Annotated in this window: 16 protein-coding genes; 8 read left to right on the forward strand and 8 right to left on the reverse strand. The window is 66.8% G+C overall.

Annotation, left to right across the window (positions count from 1 at the left end; genetic code table 11):
- Positions 1-30: 30 nt before the first annotated feature.
- The 3 genes from ACI2KK_RS06390 to ACI2KK_RS06400 all read right to left on the reverse strand — a co-directional run bounded on the left by ACI2KK_RS06390 (position 31) and on the right by ACI2KK_RS06400 (position 2,144).
- Complete coding sequence (locus ACI2KK_RS06390; RefSeq protein ID WP_404668295.1) at positions 31-621, reverse strand: HAD family hydrolase; 591 nt, start codon at positions 619-621, stop codon at positions 31-33.
- On the reverse strand, positions 618-1,487 hold the full coding sequence (gene tesB / locus ACI2KK_RS06395) for an acyl-CoA thioesterase II (RefSeq protein ID WP_404668296.1): 870 nt from the start codon (positions 1,485-1,487) through the stop codon (positions 618-620). Before tesB ends, ACI2KK_RS06390 begins: the two co-directional genes overlap by 4 nt.
- 87 nt (positions 1,488-1,574) lie before the next feature.
- Positions 1,575-2,144 carry a GNAT family N-acetyltransferase gene (locus tag ACI2KK_RS06400; protein ID WP_404668297.1) on the reverse strand — a complete coding sequence of 190 codons (570 nt, stop codon included), beginning with the start codon at positions 2,142-2,144 and terminating at the stop codon, positions 1,575-1,577.
- Between the two features lie 183 nt (positions 2,145-2,327).
- Here ACI2KK_RS06400 and ACI2KK_RS06405 point away from each other — a divergent pair, with 183 nt between their 5' ends.
- The 3 genes from ACI2KK_RS06405 (at position 2,328) to ACI2KK_RS06415 (ending at position 5,507) form a co-directional block, all read left to right on the forward strand.
- A complete protein-coding gene (locus ACI2KK_RS06405) occupies positions 2,328-3,011 on the forward strand; it encodes a histidine phosphatase family protein (protein WP_404668298.1) in 684 nt (227 codons plus the stop codon).
- A gap of 190 nt (positions 3,012-3,201) precedes the next feature.
- On the forward strand, positions 3,202-4,116 hold the full coding sequence (locus ACI2KK_RS06410; protein WP_217841656.1) for a histone deacetylase: 915 nt from the start codon (positions 3,202-3,204) through the stop codon (positions 4,114-4,116).
- Between the two features lie 149 nt (positions 4,117-4,265).
- Positions 4,266-5,507, forward strand: coding sequence for a TIGR03862 family flavoprotein (locus ACI2KK_RS06415; protein WP_404668299.1), 1,242 nt, complete (start codon positions 4,266-4,268; stop codon positions 5,505-5,507).
- Between the two features lie 125 nt (positions 5,508-5,632).
- Here ACI2KK_RS06415 and ACI2KK_RS06420 read toward each other — a convergent pair whose 3' ends face one another.
- Together ACI2KK_RS06420 and yedA are read right to left on the reverse strand one after the other, a co-directional pair.
- Complete coding sequence (locus ACI2KK_RS06420; protein WP_404668300.1) at positions 5,633-6,964, reverse strand: DEAD/DEAH box helicase; 1,332 nt, start codon at positions 6,962-6,964, stop codon at positions 5,633-5,635.
- Between the two features lie 336 nt (positions 6,965-7,300).
- Entirely contained in the window at positions 7,301-8,194 is an 894-nt protein-coding gene (gene yedA / locus ACI2KK_RS06425; RefSeq protein WP_404668301.1) for a drug/metabolite exporter YedA, read from the reverse strand.
- Positions 8,195-8,349: 155 nt separating this feature from the next.
- On the opposite strand from yedA, the gene ACI2KK_RS06430 reads away from it, so the two are divergent.
- A complete protein-coding gene (locus ACI2KK_RS06430; RefSeq protein WP_404668302.1) occupies positions 8,350-8,811 on the forward strand; it encodes an Lrp/AsnC family transcriptional regulator in 462 nt (153 codons plus the stop codon).
- Between the two features lie 172 nt (positions 8,812-8,983).
- Here ACI2KK_RS06430 and ACI2KK_RS06435 read toward each other — a convergent pair whose 3' ends face one another.
- Positions 8,984-9,463, reverse strand: coding sequence for an NYN domain-containing protein (locus tag ACI2KK_RS06435; protein ID WP_217841651.1), 480 nt, complete (start codon positions 9,461-9,463; stop codon positions 8,984-8,986).
- Positions 9,464-9,676: 213 nt separating this feature from the next.
- Positions 9,677-10,420: a DUF2076 domain-containing protein gene (locus tag ACI2KK_RS06440; protein ID WP_404668303.1), complete on the reverse strand. Its 744-nt coding sequence runs from the start codon at positions 10,418-10,420 to the stop codon at positions 9,677-9,679.
- Between the two features lie 155 nt (positions 10,421-10,575).
- Here ACI2KK_RS06440 and ACI2KK_RS06445 point away from each other — a divergent pair, with 155 nt between their 5' ends.
- The 3 genes from ACI2KK_RS06445 (at position 10,576) to ACI2KK_RS06455 (ending at position 13,078) form a co-directional block, all read left to right on the forward strand.
- Positions 10,576-11,232, forward strand: a complete 657-nt coding sequence (locus ACI2KK_RS06445) for a YciC family protein (RefSeq protein ID WP_404668304.1) — start codon at positions 10,576-10,578, stop codon at positions 11,230-11,232.
- Positions 11,233-11,406: 174 nt separating this feature from the next.
- Complete coding sequence (locus ACI2KK_RS06450; RefSeq protein WP_404668305.1) at positions 11,407-11,892, forward strand: hypothetical protein; 486 nt, start codon at positions 11,407-11,409, stop codon at positions 11,890-11,892.
- A gap of 91 nt (positions 11,893-11,983) precedes the next feature.
- On the forward strand, positions 11,984-13,078 hold the full coding sequence (locus ACI2KK_RS06455; RefSeq protein ID WP_404668306.1) for an endonuclease/exonuclease/phosphatase family protein: 1,095 nt from the start codon (positions 11,984-11,986) through the stop codon (positions 13,076-13,078).
- A 249-nt stretch (positions 13,079-13,327) separates the two neighbouring features.
- Here the strand turns inward: ACI2KK_RS06455 and hrpB are convergent, their stop codons facing one another.
- Complete coding sequence (gene hrpB / locus ACI2KK_RS06460) at positions 13,328-15,856, reverse strand: ATP-dependent helicase HrpB (RefSeq protein ID WP_404668307.1); 2,529 nt, start codon at positions 15,854-15,856, stop codon at positions 13,328-13,330.
- Positions 15,857-15,973: 117 nt separating this feature from the next.
- On the opposite strand from hrpB, the gene ACI2KK_RS06465 reads away from it, so the two are divergent.
- The gene (locus ACI2KK_RS06465) at positions 15,974-16,393 is read left to right on the forward strand and encodes a polyribonucleotide nucleotidyltransferase (RefSeq protein WP_404668308.1); all 420 of its coding nucleotides are present in this window, start codon (positions 15,974-15,976) and stop codon (positions 16,391-16,393) included.
- Positions 16,394-16,407 lie beyond the last annotated feature (14 nt).

The following is a 16,407-nucleotide window of genomic DNA, read 5'->3' on the forward strand; positions in this document are numbered from 1 at the left end:
TGGGAGCGGGCTTGCCCCGCGATGAGGCCATCAGCCCAACATCAGCTTCAGCGCCCGGCAGTCCGCCGCATGCCAGTCAGCCAGCGCCGGCCAGGGGTTGTCCGGCAGGTTCACCAGCACCGTGCGGGTGCCGGCGGCGCGGCCGCAGTCGAGGTCGAAGCGGTAGTCGCCGACCATTACCATCTCGGCCGGTGCAACACCCCAGGCCTGGGCGATCTGTAGCAGGCCATCCGGGTCAGGCTTGGGCGCCGCTTCGTCGCGACCGAGAACCTGCTCGACCGGGAAGCAATCAGCCAAACCGATGGCCTCGAGGGTGACATGCGCCAGCTCCCGGGCATTGCGGGTGAGGATCGCCAGGCGGCACCCCCGCGCAGCCAGCTCGCGCACCAGCTCCACCGCCCCTTCGGCCGCCTTGGAGGCAACTGCCAGGTCACGCTCGTGCTCCAGCAGCCAGGCATGCTTGGCCGCAGCCTCCTGTGCCGGCAATGCGGCCAGGTGGGTGAGGATATCGTGTTCGGCCGGGATCTCGAGGGCTTCGCGAATGGCGGCAAAATCGTGCACCGCCACGGTCAGGGTGCCGTCCATGTCGAACACCCAATGGCGAATCGCCGCCAGGTTCATGCCCAGTCCTTGCGGTGGCGAATCAGCCCTTCCTGACTCGACGAGGCCACCAGCTGGCCGGCGCGGTTGTAGATGTTGCCACGGCAGAAACCACGGGCATTGCCGGCCCACGGGCTGTCGGTGGCGTACAGCAGCCACTCGTCGGCACGCAGGTTCTGGTGGAACCACAGCGAATGGTCGAGGCTGGCGATCTGCATATCCTTTTGCCACACCGACTTGCCATGGGGCAGCAGCGAGGTGGTCAACAGGCCAAAGTCCGAGGCGTAGGCCAGCAGGTACTTGTGCAGCGCGGGGATGTCCGGAAGGCTGCCGTCGGCGCGGAACCAGGCGTACTTGACCGGGTCGCCCGGCTTGGGGTCGAACGGGTCGCGCTCAGTCACCGGGCGGATCTCGATGGGCTTGGCGCACAGCACCTTGTCGCGAATGCGCTCGGGCAGGCGGTCGGCCATGTTGCGCGCCAGCTCCACCTCGCTGGGCAGGTTTTCCGGGCCGACCACGTCGGGCATCTGCGCCTGGTGCTCGAAGCCCTCTTCGTCGTACTGGAACGACGCGCTGCAGGTGAAGATCGGCTGGCCCTTCTGGATCGCCGTCACCCGCCGGGTGCTGAAGCTGCCGCCATCACGCACGCGGTCCACCGAGTACACCACCGGCATGCTGGCATCGCCTGGGCGCAGGAAGTAGCCGTGCAGCGAATGCACGTGGCGCGCGTCCTCGACCGTCTGGCTGGCCGCCGACAACGACTGGCCAAGCACCTGGCCGCCGTACAGCTGGCGGAAACCCAGGTCCTGGCTGCGGCCGCGGAACAGGTTCTCTTCGATGGATTCGAGGCTCAACAGGTCGACGAGGTCGTCCAGCACGTGACTCATTAAAGTTCTCCTGGCAAGGCAATACGGCGCGGTAATGGCTGCAAATGATACAGGTTTTGTCAGCAATTCCGTCGAGGGGCAAACCGGTCAGCCTCGCAGGGTACTTTCCCAGCGTGCACGGTCGATGCGGTACAGCACATGGGGGCGCAGCGGGTCACCCGCGGGCAGGCGCGGGTGCTCGAAGCTGCCGTCGAGGTCCTGGACCATGCCGATGGCCTGCATCACCTTCTGCGACGGCAGGTTGCCCTCGGTGGTGAACGACACCACCTCCTCCAGGCGCAGCTGGGCGAAGGCGCAGCGCAGGCAGGTCCAGGCCGCTTCGCTGGCAAAGCCCAGCCCCCAGTGGCGCCGGGCCAGGCGCCAGCCGATCTCCACCGCCGGGCCGAACGGCGCCTCGAAGTTGACGTTGAGCAGGCCGGTCATGCCGATGAACGCGCCGCTGTCCTTGCGCTCCAGCGCCCACAGGCCATAGCCGTATTCGTTGAAATGGCCACGGATGCGGCCCATCAGCGCGGCGGTTTCCAGGCGCGTCATGGGCGCGGGGAAGTAGCGCATCACCTGGGGGTCGGCGCACATCGCGGCGAACTCGCGCAGGTCGTCGTCGTGCCATTGGCGCAGCACCAGGCGGGCGCTCTCCAGCATGAGGATGGGGGTCATCGGGCGGCTCCGGAATGGCGGCTTGCCAGTGTACAGCGTAGGCCGATGAACGAAGTTTCACCGCTGTGCCGGCTGCCGATGTTTTTTTCACATCGGCTTCACCGGGTGCGCACAGGCCACTGCCGAGAATGCCGGCAAATACAGCGGCCACACGTCGACGCCGCAATGCCATCGGAGTGACAGATGCTTTCCAATACCCTGGACAACCCGGCCAGCCAGGCCCGCCCGCGCCGCCCGCTTGCGCGCCTGGCGCTGGGCAGCGCCATCGGCGTGCTCGTGGTGCTGACCGCGTTGGCCGCCTGGCTAGCGACGAGGACTCACATCGTGGACCTTGGCAACGAGCAACACCTGAGCAACAGCGGCCTGTTGCAGGCCTGGCAGGACGGTGCGGTGCTGGTGATGATCCGCCACGCCGAACGCTGCGACAGCGCCCCCGGGCCCTGCCTGAACGACAGCACCGGCATCACCGTGGCCGGCAGCGAGGCGGCCACCCGGGTGGGCCAAGGCCTGCAGCGCCTGGGCCTGGCCGAGGCGGACCTGCTGGTAAGCCCGAAACTGCGCACCCGCCAGACCGCGCACTACCTGCTCGGCCAGGAAGTGGCCACGGCAGACTGGCTGGAAACCTGCGACAAGCAGTTTGCCGGCGAAGCCCTTGCGCGCAAGCGCCCCGGGCACAACCTGGTGCTGGTAACCCACAACGGCTGCATCGACCATTTCCAGCGCCAGCAGCATGTGCCGGGGGGTGAACGCGAGAGCGGTTATGCCAGTGCGTTGTTCGTGTCGGTGGACGGCAACGGCAAGGCGCGCATCCTTGGGCGCATGAACGAGCCGGAGTGGCAAAGAGTGCTGGCATCGACCGGCAGGTAACAGATTGCTAGCGGACCACTGTGGGAGCGGGCTTGCCCGCGAACACCGGCAAAGCCGGTGCCATCCACCGCGTCGCCTGCTTCGCGGCTAAAGCCGCTCCCACAGGTTGGGCACTTGCGCCCCAGGTAATCCGCAGAACATGCACAAAAACTGGCAAGATCAGCCCAGGCCCCCACCACGACACCGCCCCATGCCCCTGCCGCTGATCTACCACGACGACTACAGCCCCGAGTTCCCCGCCGACCACCGCTTCCCGATGGACAAGTTCCGCCTGCTGCGCGACCACCTGGTGCAAAGCGGCCTGACCACCGACGCCGCCTTGCTGCGCCCGGAAATCTGCCCCAACGACATCCTCGCCCTGGCCCACGAGCGCAGCTACATCGAGCGCTACATGAACGGCGACCTGTCCCGCGAGGACCAGCGCCGCCTCGGCCTGCCGTGGAGCGAGGCCCTGGCCCGGCGTACCGTGCGCGCGGTGGGCGGCTCGCTGCTCTGCGCCGAAATGGCCCTGCAGCACGGCATCGCCTGCCACCTGGCCGGCGGCACCCACCACGCCCACTACGACCACCCGGCGGGCTTTTGCATCTTCAACGACCTGGCGGTGATCAGCCGCTACCTGCTGGAGGCCGGCCGGGTGCACCGGGTGCTGATCTTCGACTGCGACGTGCACCAGGGCGACGGCACCGCGCGCATCCTCCACGACACCCCCGAGGCCATCACCGTATCCTTGCACTGCGAGCAGAACTTCCCCGCGCGCAAGGCCCAGAGCGACTGGGACATCCCCCTGCCGCGCGGCATGAACGACAGCGCCTACCTGAAGGTGGTGGACGATGCCCTCAACTACCTGCTGCCGCTGTACCAGCCAGACCTGGTGCTGTATGACGCCGGCGTGGATGTGCACAAGGACGACGCCCTGGGCTACCTGAACCTGACCGACCAGGGCCTGGCAGAGCGCGATGAACGGGTGATGCGCCAGTGCCTGGGCCGGGACATCCCGGTGGTGGGGGTGATCGGCGGCGGCTACAGCAAGGACCGGCAAGCCCTGGCCCGGCGCCACGGGATCCTCCACCACAGCGCGGCGCGTGTCATCGGTTGTTCACAATGACTGTGGAACCGCCTGTGGATAACCTGCGGGAAAGCGGCGCCAGCCCTTTGCCTGCGTGGGCTGCAGAAACATGATCATTTTTTGACCAGTGGTTGTGCACAGCCCCCTGGGGTAGAATGCGCGACCTTTTCCACAGCCCGTCGCCCGCCATGTCCGAATCCCGCAACACCGCCCGCCCCCTCGTCGCCGTCATCGGTGGTGGCCCTGCCGGCCTGATGGCCGCCGAGGCCCTGGCCCGGCGCGGCGTGGCCGTGCAGGTGTTCGACGCCATGCCGTCGGTGGGCCGCAAGTTCCTGCTGGCCGGGGTCGGCGGCATGAACATCACCCATTCCGAACCCTACCCGGCGTTCGTCGGCCGCTATGGCGCACGCCAGGGCGAGGTCGAAGCGCTGTTGCAGGGCTTTGACGCCGACGCCCTGCGCCAGTGGATTCACGGCCTGGGCATCGAAACCTTCGTCGGCACCTCGGGCCGGGTATTCCCCCGCGACATGAAGGCCGCGCCACTGCTGCGCGCCTGGCTCAAGCGCCTGCGCGACAGCGGCGTAGTTATCCACACCCGCCACCGCTGGTTGGGCTGGAATGCCGATGGCAGCTTGCAGATCAGTTATCCACAAGGCGAACTGAGCGTGCAGGCCGATGCCGTGGTGCTGGCCCTGGGCGGCGGCAGTTGGGCACGCCTGGGCTCGGACGGCGCCTGGGTGCCTTTGTTGAACCAGCGGGGTGTGGATATCTCGCCCTTGCAGGCGAGCAACTGCGGTTTCGAAGTGCAGGGCTGGAGCGCGGTGCTCACCGACAAGTTCGCCGGCGCGCCGCTGAAGAACATCGCCCTGGCCATGCCCGGCGCGGCCATGCGCAAAGGCGAGTTCATCCTCACCGCGCAAGGGGTCGAGGGTAGTCTGGTTTACGCCTGGTCGGCGGCGCTGCGTGAAGCGATCAACCGCGATGGCCGCGCCACCTTGCTGCTCGACCTGTTGCCCGACAAGCCTGTGGACAAGATTGCCCAGGCCCTGGCCAAGCCACGCGGTTCACGGTCGATGGCCAAGCACCTGCACAGCCAGCTGGGCCTCGACGGAGTCAAGGCGGCGCTGCTGCGCGAGCTGACCGACCAAGCCACCTTCGCCGAACCTGCGCGCCTGGCGGCGGCGATCAAGGCCTTGCCGATCGAGCTGGTACGCACCCGGCCGCTGGACGAAGCGATCAGCAGCGCCGGTGGCGTGCGCTTCGAGGGGCTGGACGAGGGGCTGATGGTGCGCGGGCTGCCGGGGGTGTTCTGTGCCGGCGAGATGCTCGACTGGGAGGCGCCGACCGGGGGGTATCTGCTGACGGCGTGTTTTGCCAGCGGGTTGAAGGCAGGGCTGGCGGCGGCGGATTGGTTGGCGAGTAAAGCCTGAAGGATTGCCGGGGCTGCTACGCAGCCCATCGCGACACAAGGCCGCTTCCCACAGGGAGCGCACGCGGTTCTTCTGTAGGAGCGGCCTTGTGTCGCGAAAGGGCCGCAAAGCGGCCCCCTACAATCTCAAGGCTTGCGCCTGGCCGGCTTGCCACCAAAGCTCGGCACCTTGCGCACGGCCTTGATCGCTGGCGTTGCCGGGCCCGAGTCGGCGCTGTCCATCCACCGGCCCAGGCCGCGCTTGGCGCTGTTCTCCTTAGGTTTTTTCGGCTTCTTCGGCTTTTTCACCACCTGCCCGCTGGCATCGATCTGCGGCACCCGGTGGTCGGGGATGAAGTCCGGCTCTTCGTGGCGCGGCAGTTGCTGGCGAATCAGCGTCTCGATTGATGCCAGCAGGTTCACCTCATCGGCGCACACCAGCGAAATCGCCTCGCCCTTGTTACCGGCCCGGCCAGTGCGGCCGATGCGGTGCACGTAGTCTTCGGCGACGATCGGCAGGTCGAGGTTGACCACCAGCGGCAGATCGTCGATGTCCAGGCCGCGGGCGGCCACATCGGTGGCCACCAGCACCTGGATTTCACGCGCCTTGAAGGTGTCCAGCGCGCGCTGGCGGGTGGCCTGCGGGCGGTCGCCGTGGATGCCGTCGGCGTTGATGCCCTCGCTGAGCAGGCGCTCGACCAGCTCGTCCACGCCCTTGCGGGTCTTGGCGAACACCAGCACCTGCTGCCAGCGCTGCTTGCGCAGCAGGTGGCAGAACAGGTCGGCCTTGCGCTTCTTGTCCACCGGCACCAGCCACTGCTTGACGGTGCTGGCGGTGGCGTTGCGCGGGCTGACCTCGATGCTCAGCGGGTCGTTCAGGGCCAGGCCTGCAAGCATGCGGATCTGCTCGGAGAAGGTGGCCGAGAACAGCAGCGTCTGGCGCTTGCGCGGCAGCGCGGCGTATACCGACTGCAGCTCTTCGGCAAAGCCCAGGTCGAGCATGCGGTCGGCTTCATCGAGCACCAGGGTCTGTACCTGGCCGAACTTGATGGCGTTCTGGCGGAACAGGTCGAGCAACCGGCCCGGGGTGGCCACCAGCAGGTCGACGCCACGGCGCAGGCGCATCATCTGCGGGTTGATGCTGACCCCGCCGTACACCGCGTAGGTGGACAGCGGCAGGTCTTCGGCATATTCGCGCACGTTGGCGTGCACCTGCTCGGCCAGCTCCCGGGTGGGTACCAGCACCAGGGCGCGCACCGAGTTGGCGGCCACCTTTTCGCCCTCCAGGGCCAGGCGCTGCAACACCGGCAGGGCAAAGCCTGCGGTCTTGCCGGTGCCGGTCTGGGCGGCGGCCATCAGGTCACGGCCGGCGAGCACGGCGGGGATGGCCTTGGCCTGGACCGGAGTTGGGGTGCTGTAGTCGAGCTTCTGCAAGGTGCGCAGCAGCGGTTCGATCAGGCCGAGTTTGGCGAAATTCATGGTGGTACCGTCAGGGGGTTCAGCGAAGGCGGCAAGTTTAACGCAATGGGTTGCAGGGCGAGCGGGGTTTTGTAGGAGATCACACAGCCCTTTGGGCTGCGCTGTCGCGCAAAGAACAGAATTCGCAAGCGCGCCACGTACCCTGTGGGAGCGGGTTTACCCGCGAAGCAAGCGACGCGGAGTCTGGCACCGGCTTCGCCGGTGTTCGCGGGTAAACCCGCTCCCACAGGACCCCGCTAAATCAATAAGTTAGGTGTTGTTCTATGAGAGCCGGCTTGCCGGCGATGAGGCCATCACCGGCAACACAATAAAATCGCCCCCACGCCTGTTGCGCCATCAGGTCGCCGCAGGCGCCTTGCGCCACTGCGGCAAACCGATCAGCACCACCGCGCCGATGATCACCGCCATGGCCATGCACTCCTCGGCGCCAATGCTCTCGCCGGCGAACACGATACCCAGCAGCACCGCCACCGCCGGGTTGACGTAGGCGTAGCTGGTGGCCGCCGCCGGGCGCACGTGCTTGAGCAGGTACAGGTACGAGCTGAACGCCAGGATCGAGCCGAAGAACACCAGGTAGGCCAGCGCCCCCCAGCCTGCCGCCGTGGGCATCTGGGTCATGCGCTCACCGCTGACGGCGCTGCCGATCAACAGCGCGGCGCCACCGGCGAGCATCTCGGCGGCGCTGGCCATGGCGCCCTGGGGCAACGGCAGGGTCTTGCTCCACACCGAACCGAACGACCAGGCGGCGGCCGCGAACAAAATCAATGCCGCGCCCATGGGGCTGGCCTGCAGGTTGGAGCCGAGGTTGAGCAGGCCGATGCCGGCCAGGCCCAGAAAGATGCCTGCCCATTCCAGGCGCGAGTTGCGGTGGCCGAACAGCAGCCCGAACACCAGGGTGAACAACGGCACGGTGGCCACCGCCAGCGCCGCTACGCCCGAGGCGACGCCTGCGTGCTCGGCCAGGGTCACCCCGCCGTTACCGCAGCTGAGCAGCAAAAAGCCGATCGCCGCCGCCGAGCGCCATTGCGGCCAGGTCGGTGCCGGCGCCCCGCGCCAGCGCAAAAAGCCATACAACAGGCTGCCGGCAATCATGAAGCGCACCCCGGCCATCAGCATCGGCGGCCAGGATTCCACGCCGATGCGGATGAACAGGTAGGTAGACCCCCACACCAGGTACAGGGCAAGAAAGGCGCCGATAAGCAGCAACGGGAAGCGACGGGAGGCAGGCATGGCAGAAGGGCTCGAAATCCGTTTACGGGTGGCTTAGTTTAGAAAGGCCATTGCGCAAACTTAAGTTACAAAGCGACTTTAAATCACCGAAACACTTTGCAAAAAATGGTTATTCAGCGAGTTTGCCATGCTTTGCAAAGTCACCAGGAATCGCCATGGACAAGTACGACCGCATGCTCCTTGCCGCCCTGCTGGAAAACGGCCGGGCCACCTACGCGCAACTGGCGCGCCAGGTCAACCTTTCGGCCCCGGCGGTGGCCGAGCGGGTGGCCAAGCTTGAGGCCAGCGGGGTGATTACAGGGTATACCGCCAAGGTCGACCTGGAGAAAATCGGCCTGCCGGTGCAGTGCATCATCGAACTGCGCCTGGCCAGCCATGGCAGCCATGACACCCACCATGCCTACACCCAACTGGCAGCCATCCCGCAAATCACCGAATGCCACCGGGTGACCGGCGACCCCTGCGTGATCATCCATGGGGCCGTGGTATCGATGGTTGAACTGGAGGCACTGATCAACCGCATCGCGCAGTTGGGCTTCACCAAGACCTCGATCGTGCTGTCCAGCGCGGTGGAGCGGCGGGTGCCATTGGGGCATCTGGAGGGCAGGAAGGGGTGAGGCTGACTGTACCGGCCCTATCGCCGGCAAGCCGGCTCTCATAGAACTGCACACAACTCATTGATTTAGCAGGCACCTGTGGGCTCGTGCCCAGTTCTCTGCGCGACAGCGCAGCCCTAGAGGGCTGTGTGATCTCCTACAGGGATCAGCGCAGCAGCCGGCAATAGGGCCCTCAGTGCTTCAGCAGCAACTTGCCCTCGATCGGCACATAGCGGCTGGCGGCGCGGATCACTGACAACGCAGTCAACCCCGGCACGCCATACACCACGGTCTCCACGCCATGGCGCTGCATCGCCCGCTCCAGCAGCAGGTCGAAGTCGCCATCGCCGGAGGCCAGTACCACCTGGTCGACCCGCGCTGCGGCCTCGATCACATCCAGGGTGATGCCCACGTCCCAGTCGCCCTTGGCCGAGCCGTCGGCGCGCTGGATGTAGGGTTTCAGGCGCACCTCGAAACCGAGGTTGCGCAGGATCTGCTGGAACTGTTGCTGCTTGCTGTCGCCGCGGTCGATTGCATAGGCAAGCGCCTCGACGATCTGCCCTTCACGGCTGACATCGGCCCACAGCGCGGCATAGTTGAAATGGCAGCCGTGGCCCTGGCGAACCGTGTAGTAGAGGTTCTGCACGTCGGCGAACAGTGCGATTTTCTTCACCTGGGGCACCTGTAAGGTCTGGGCAAATGATCGCGGGGCAAGCCCGCTCCCACGAGATTGCGCGAGGCCGGAATCAAGCGCTGTACCTGTAGGAGCCGGCTTGCCGGCGATGAGGCCGGTTCAGGCAGCACAAGACAGTTGCTCCCACGTGATTACCGTGGGAGCGGGCTTGCCCCGCGATGGGCGTGTCAGGCAGCGAGTATGCCAGAGCCCTCAGACGTAGTCGTCGTCGGAGAAGAAGCCGCCGTCATCACCGCTGTAGTCGGTATCGGCAAAGCCACCCTGATCATTGCCCCAGCCACCGTTGTCGGCTACCTGCTGCTGGCCGCCCTGGTCGTTCCAGCCACCTGGGTCGCTGGCCGGTGATGGCTCTTCCTTGATCACCTCGACCACCTCTTCAGGCTGCGAATGGTGGTTGAACAGGCTGCTGATGCCCTGGGCCAGCAGCACGCCACCGGCCACGCCCGCAGCAGTTTGCATGGCGCCGCCAAGGAAGCTGCTGGCGCCGCTGCGCGCGGGCGCGGCGCCAAAGCCTTGTTGCTGCTGCGGCTGTGGCGCTGCATAAGCCTGGGGCGCCGAATCACGCCAGCCACCGCCATTCGAAGGCGGGGGCGCCACCGAGCGTTGCGGCTCGGGTGCCGGGCTGCGGGCACCGCCACCGAACAGGCCGGAGAGAAAACCACCGCCGCTGTTGCCGGCAGCCGGGCGGGCGGCATCTTGCTGGGCGCGGGCCTGCTTGAGCTGCTCTTCAAGCTGCTTGTTCTGCTCGTCCAGGCGCTTGAGCGCCGCTTCCTGCACCAGGATCGCCTGGGCCATGTAGTAAGGCGCCGCCGGCTGCTGGCGCAGGTGCTCCTCGATACGCGCCTGGGCCTGGGCATCACGCGGCTGGGCCGGGTCCTCGGCTTGCTTGATACGGCCGAACAGGCCGTCGATCAGGGTTTGTTCTTCAGTGTTCATCGGGGCAACCTCGTGCGCTGAACAGGGCATCGGACAGCGTCAAAGATGGGGGGCCGGCAGTGCTGATTCAACATTCTGGCCATGAAACATTTTTCAGCATGTGTGTGCTCTGGGCTAAAGTGATGCCCTGCTTTTTTGCCATGCGATGTTGACCGATGAATCCGCTGAGCGTTCTGCGCGACTCCCTGTACTTCTTCCGCCGCCACCTGGCGAACATCCTGCAGCTGTGCCTGCCACTGGTGGTGCTCGAGGCCCTGGCCAGCCAGTTGCTGTACAACCAGCTCGGCGAGCAGGCCTCGCCGGCCTACGGCATGCTGGTCAGCCTGCTGTTCTATCCGCTGTACAGCGCAGCGTTGATCCTTTACCTCGACACCCGCAGCAACGGCGAGCCGGTGGCCAAGCGCAACCTGTTCGCCCGTGCCGTGCAGCTGTGGCCGGCGCTGGCCCTTTTGATACTCATCAGTTCGCTGCTGATCATGGCGGGCCTGGCGCTGTTCATCTTCCCGGGGGTGTGGATCATGGTGAACCTGGTGTTCGCCGAATACCTGCTGGTGCTGCGCGGGCTGCCGGTGGTCGAGGCCATGCGCAGCAGCGCGCGCATGACCACCGGGCATTTTCTGCGGATCATGGTGTGCATGCTTTCGGTGCTGGCGCCGCTGTGGCTGATCGACGGGCTGCTGCTGAGCGCCTTCCCCGACCCGCAGCCGGGCGTGCAACTGGCACTGGACAGCCTCAACGGCTTTTTGCAGCTGTTCAGCACGGTGGTGCTGTACCGGCTGTTCATGCTGCTGGAGAGCGAAGCAGGCGCTTGAGCTGCGCTTTGTGCTCAAGCAGGCCTAGCAAGGCTGATACCCGCTACTGGTTGCGACGGCAATGTTGCATGCGCAGGAAGCGTATCGGCCTGAAACCCGACAGGCGAAACCGGCAAAGTGACTCGGCACGGCCAACGCGCAGTTGCCAAGGCCACCGATCACGAGGAAGCATTCATGATGACGCCAACCCAAGCGCCGAGCTGGGCCACGCAAGCATTCTCAGCCACGCTGTTCTTGCTCAACGGCAGCAGCAAAGTCCCGGTCACCCACCTTGACACGCTCTATGCCCCCTCCTCGCCCAGTGGGGGCAGCGAGCAAAGCACGCTGGACGACGGCTGGTTGCGGGTGAAGGGCACGGCAGATGCCATCAAGCTGCACTTTCACTACCTTTCGAGCACCGCCGACCGGCTGCATTACGAATTGGCGCTGGGCAACGACCGTGACCGAAAACTGGGGGCCAGCCGCAATGGCTACCTGGGGCTGTACAAGCATGCGAGCGTCGAGGGTTTCTGGAAGGTCGAGCCCCTGGCCTGCCAGGGCAACGAACTGCGCTGCCGGATACGCGACCACCTGGGGCAACTGGTCAAGGTAGAAACCGGCAGTGGTTACCTGACAGTGGGTAACGGTGCAGAGCAGCAGTGGCTGATCGTAAGGGCCTGAAGCGTTGGCGACCTGGCTGTGCGCCAGCCGACTGGCACGCCGACGAACGGCTCGGTTATGCTGCCCCGACCTGCCTGCACAAGCCGAACCGATGATCCGCTTACTGCGCAATACCCTGTTGTTCCTGCTTCTGTTGCTGATTGCACTGTGGCTGCTGGCCGAGCACCTCGGCTGGCAACCCGCGCCGCGCGAGGCTGCCACAGTGGTCTGCCAAGGCAGCCCCGCGCCGCTGGCGCCCGGGCAGTCACTCAAGGTAATGACCTGGAACGTGCAGTACCTGGCCGGCAAGCGCTACGTGTTCTGGTACGACCAGGGCCACGGTAGCGACACCCGCCCCAGCACCGAAGACCTGGCCTTCAACCTCGATGAGGTGGCCCGGGTGATCCGCGCCGAACAGCCAGATATCGTCCTGCTGCAGGAGCTGGACCGCGATGCCAAGGCCAGCGGCTACCAGGACCAGCTGGCGCTGCTGCGCGAGCGCCTGGCCGACCTCTACCCGTGCAGCGTGCAGGCCTATGACTGGAAGGCCGGCTTCGTGCCGGACCGGCACATACTCGGCAGCGTCGGCCGCACCCTGGCCACCCTCAGCCGCTACCCCATCGACAAAGCCGAGCGCCTGCAATTGCCCAACCAGGCCAGCAATGCCCTGGCCCGGCTGCGCGAGCGCCAGCCGGCGGTGCTGGTTAGTTACCTGCCGGTGAGCGACGGCAGCCGCCTGGCAGTGCTCAATACGCAAATTTCGCCCTACCATGCCGGCAGCGACCTGCAACTGCGCCAGGTACGGCATGTGGCCAAGGTGCTCGACCGCCTGGAAACCCAGGGCACGCCGTGGCTGATCGGCGGCGACTTCAACCTGCTGCCGCTAGGCCAGTACCGCCGCCTGCCACCGGCGCAGCGCGGCAGCTACCCGGCCGACAGCGACCTGCACCTGCTATGGGACAAGTACCCGATGATCCCCAGCAATGCCGAGGCCGGTGGTGCCGAACGCAGTGCCTGGCTGACCCACTTCCCCAACGACCCGGCCGTCACCGGGCCCGACCGCACTCTCGACTACCTGCTGCACAGCCCGCGCCTGTTGCGTGAGCAGGGGCAGGTGCTGCAGGACGACACGCTGCAGATTTCCGATCATCTGCCGGTGATGGCGACGTTGCGGATGCCGCAGCCGGGTGTGTCGCGACGGCCGTGAGGTGATGCCGCTCCAGTTTTTTGCTGGTGGCACCGGCTCTGCCGGTGATCGCCGGCAAGCCGGCTCCTACAGGGACCTCGCTGGGGTTGGGCTTGACCGCGAAGCAGGCAGCGCGGTGGATGGCAACGGCTCTGCCGGTAATCGCGGGGCAAGCCCGCTCCTACAGGGATCGCGTAGCCTTCGAACCTGCGCCGTACCTGTAGGAGCCGGCTTGCCGGCGATGAGGCCGGCACAGATTGAATGGGCCTCCTAGGTCCCCCTTGGCTTCGCCCGCGCGGTCGCCTCGGCCACCAGCGGATCGTCCGGCCAGTAGTGCTTGGGGTAGCGGCCCTTGAGGTCTTTCTTCACCTCGGCATAAGTGGTGCGCCAGAAGTTGGCCAGGTCTTGAGTCACCTGCACCGGCCGGCGCGCCGGCGACAGCAGGTGCAGCTTGACCTGCTGACGGCCGCCGGCGATGCGCGGGGTGTCGGCCAGGCCGAACAGCTCCTGCAGGCGCACGGCGAGGATCGGCGGCTGCTCGCTGTAGTCCAGGCGGATGTTCGAGCCCGAAGGTACGTTCAGGTGCGATGGCGCCAGCTCGTCCAGACGCTGGGGCAGTGGCCAGGGCAACAGGTTGCGCAGCATCGATGGCAGGTCCAAGGCCGAGAAGTGGCTCAGCCGCGAGACCTTGCCCAGGTACGGCTGCAGCCAGTCTTCGAGGCTGCCCAGCAGGGCTGCGTCGGCAAGGTCGGGCCACTCGCTGTGGCCGTCCCTGGCCAGGTCGAGCTGGCGCAACAGCGCCACCCGCGCCTGCCACTGGCGCAGCTCCGGGGTCCAGTTCAACAGGTTCAGGCCCTTGCGCCGCACCAGGCCGAGCAGTGCCTGGGCGCGGGCGTCATCATCCAGGCCGGGCAAGGGCTCGCGACTTAGCACCAGCTCGCCGACCTTGCGCTGGCGCTCGGCGCGCAGCACCTGTTCGCGCTCATCCCAGTCCAGCAGGTCGAGGGTTTCGACCTGCTCGGCCAGCACTCCCTCGAACAGCACCGGGTCGAACTCGGCAGCCAGGTAGATGCGCTCTTCGCGCTGGCCCTGGCGGCTGCCCAGGTCGGCGATCACCAGCCAGGGTTGCTTCATCAGTGCGTCGGCTTCGCTGAACAGCGCCGCCCGGCCATTGGCCAGGCGATACTCGGCGCCACCTTCACGGCGCTGCTGCGCCACCCGGTCGGGGTAGGCCAGCGCCAGCAGGGCGCCGAGCCAGCGTGGGTGGTCAGGGTCGGCCACCGCTGCGCCAGGCTTGCCGCGCAGTTGCCCGCGGTACTGCCGGGCCAGCTGGCGGGCGCGCTGCACACCGCCCTGGCCGCCGCGGGCGGCCTTGCTTTCGCCACTGAGCAGCGCCAGGCGCGAATGCAGGTCGGCGCCACCACCGCGCAGGATATCGCGTTCGCCCAGCAGCGCGGCGACATCGCAGGCCATGTGGCCCAGGCCCAGGTCCTGGCCACGCAGCAACAGGTGAGCGATGCGCGGGTGGGCGGGTAGTTCGGCCATGGCCTGGCCATGGGCGCTGAGGTTGTCGCGGCTGCCGGGCTTGAAGGCGCCAAGCCGGGCCAGCAGGTCCTGGGCCTGACCGTAGGCCGCTGCCGGCGGCTGGTCGAGCCAGCTCAACTGCTCTGGCGGCACACCCCAGCGCGCCAGTTGCAGGGCCAGGCCGGCCAGGTCCGCCTGGAGGATTTCGGCGCTGCCGTGGGCCGCCAACTGGTCGTGCTGGGCCTCGGACCACAGCCGGTAGCACACCCCCGGCTCCAGGCGCCCGGCGCGGCCGGCACGCTGGGTGGCGCTGGCGCGGGAGATGCGCTGGGTGTCGAGGCGGGTCATGCCGCTGCCGGGGTCAAAACGCGGCACCCGCGCAAGGCCTGCGTCGATCACCACGCGCACGCCATCGATGGTCAGGCTGGTCTCGGCAATGTTGGTGGCCAGTACCACCTTGCGCTGGCCCTTGGGCGCAGGCTCGATGGCGGCGCGCTGGGCACTGAGCTCAAGCTCGCCGTGCAGCGGGCACAAGAGCACGCCCGGGCGCTCGCCGATGGCCTCCTGCAACGCCTGGTGCACGCGGCGGATCTCGGCCTGGCCGGGGAGAAACACCAGCAGGCTGCCGGTTTCGTCGGCCAGGGCTTGCAGCACGCAATCCACGACACGAGGCTCAATGAACTCACCGGGCTGGAACGGCCGGCCCCAGCGGATATCCACCGGGTGCATGCGGCCCTGGCTGCTGACCACCGGCGCGTCATCCAGCAGCCGGGACAGGCGCTCGCCCTCGAGCGTTGCCGACATCAGCAGGATTTTAAGCGCCGGCGTATCACGCAGCAGCGCCCGGCCGTTGAGGCTCAGGGCCAGGGCCAGGTCGGCGTCGAGGCTGCGTTCGTGGAATTCGTCGAAAATCAGCAGGCCCACGCCGTCGAGCGCCGGGTCACTCTGCAGGCGGCGGGCGAGGATGCCTTCGGTGACCACTTCGATGCGGGTGTTCGGGCCGACCTTGCTGTCCAGGCGGATGCGGTAGCCCACGGTTTCACCAACCTTTTCACCCAGCTCCGAGGCCAGCCGCTCGGCTGCCGCGCGGGCAGCCAGGCGGCGCGGTTCGAGCATCAGGATGGTCTGCCCGGCCAGCCAGGGCTCATCGAGCAGCGCCAGCGGCACGCGGGTGGTCTTGCCGGCGCCGGGGGGCGCCTCGAGCACGGCTTCGTGGCGCTCGCTCAAGGCGTGGCGCAGTTGGGCCAATACGGCATCGATCGGTAATGAAATCATGGTGGTCCTCGAACAATCGTCCGAGTATAACGGCGAACCGAGGCAGCCCAATCATGGTCTGAGCTTCAGGCGAGACGAATTGCCTTGCCCTTGTAGTGCTACTTTCCGGAGAGACACATGCGTATCCCTTCCCGCGTCATCGGCGGTGCCTTGATCGCCACCCTGCTGACCCAAATGACGGCCTGCGGCACGATTTTCTACCCTGACCGCCGCGGTCAGATCGAAGGTAAGATCGACCCCGTCGTTGTGGCAATGGACGCCATCGGTATTCTGTTTTATGTGATCCCCGGCCTGATCGCCTTCGGCATCGACTTCGCCACCGGCGCCATCTACTACCCCGGCGGCGAGTCCGCGCAAATCGACCCGGCCAAGCTCAAGCCGGCGATCAATGCCGACGGCCAGGTCGACAAGGCCAAGCTGCAGGCTATCCTCGAAAGCGAACTGGGCCAGCGCCTGCCGCTGGACGACCCACGGCTGATCCAGCACCGCGGCAGCGTCGAGCAACTGGCCGCCTTCGGCCTGGTACCGGCTGCCTGACTCCCCCTTCTGCC

This window comes from Pseudomonas sp. NPDC089406 (assembly GCF_044900265.1).
GTDB classification, from domain to species: Bacteria; Pseudomonadota; Gammaproteobacteria; order Pseudomonadales; family Pseudomonadaceae; genus Aquipseudomonas; species Aquipseudomonas fakonensis.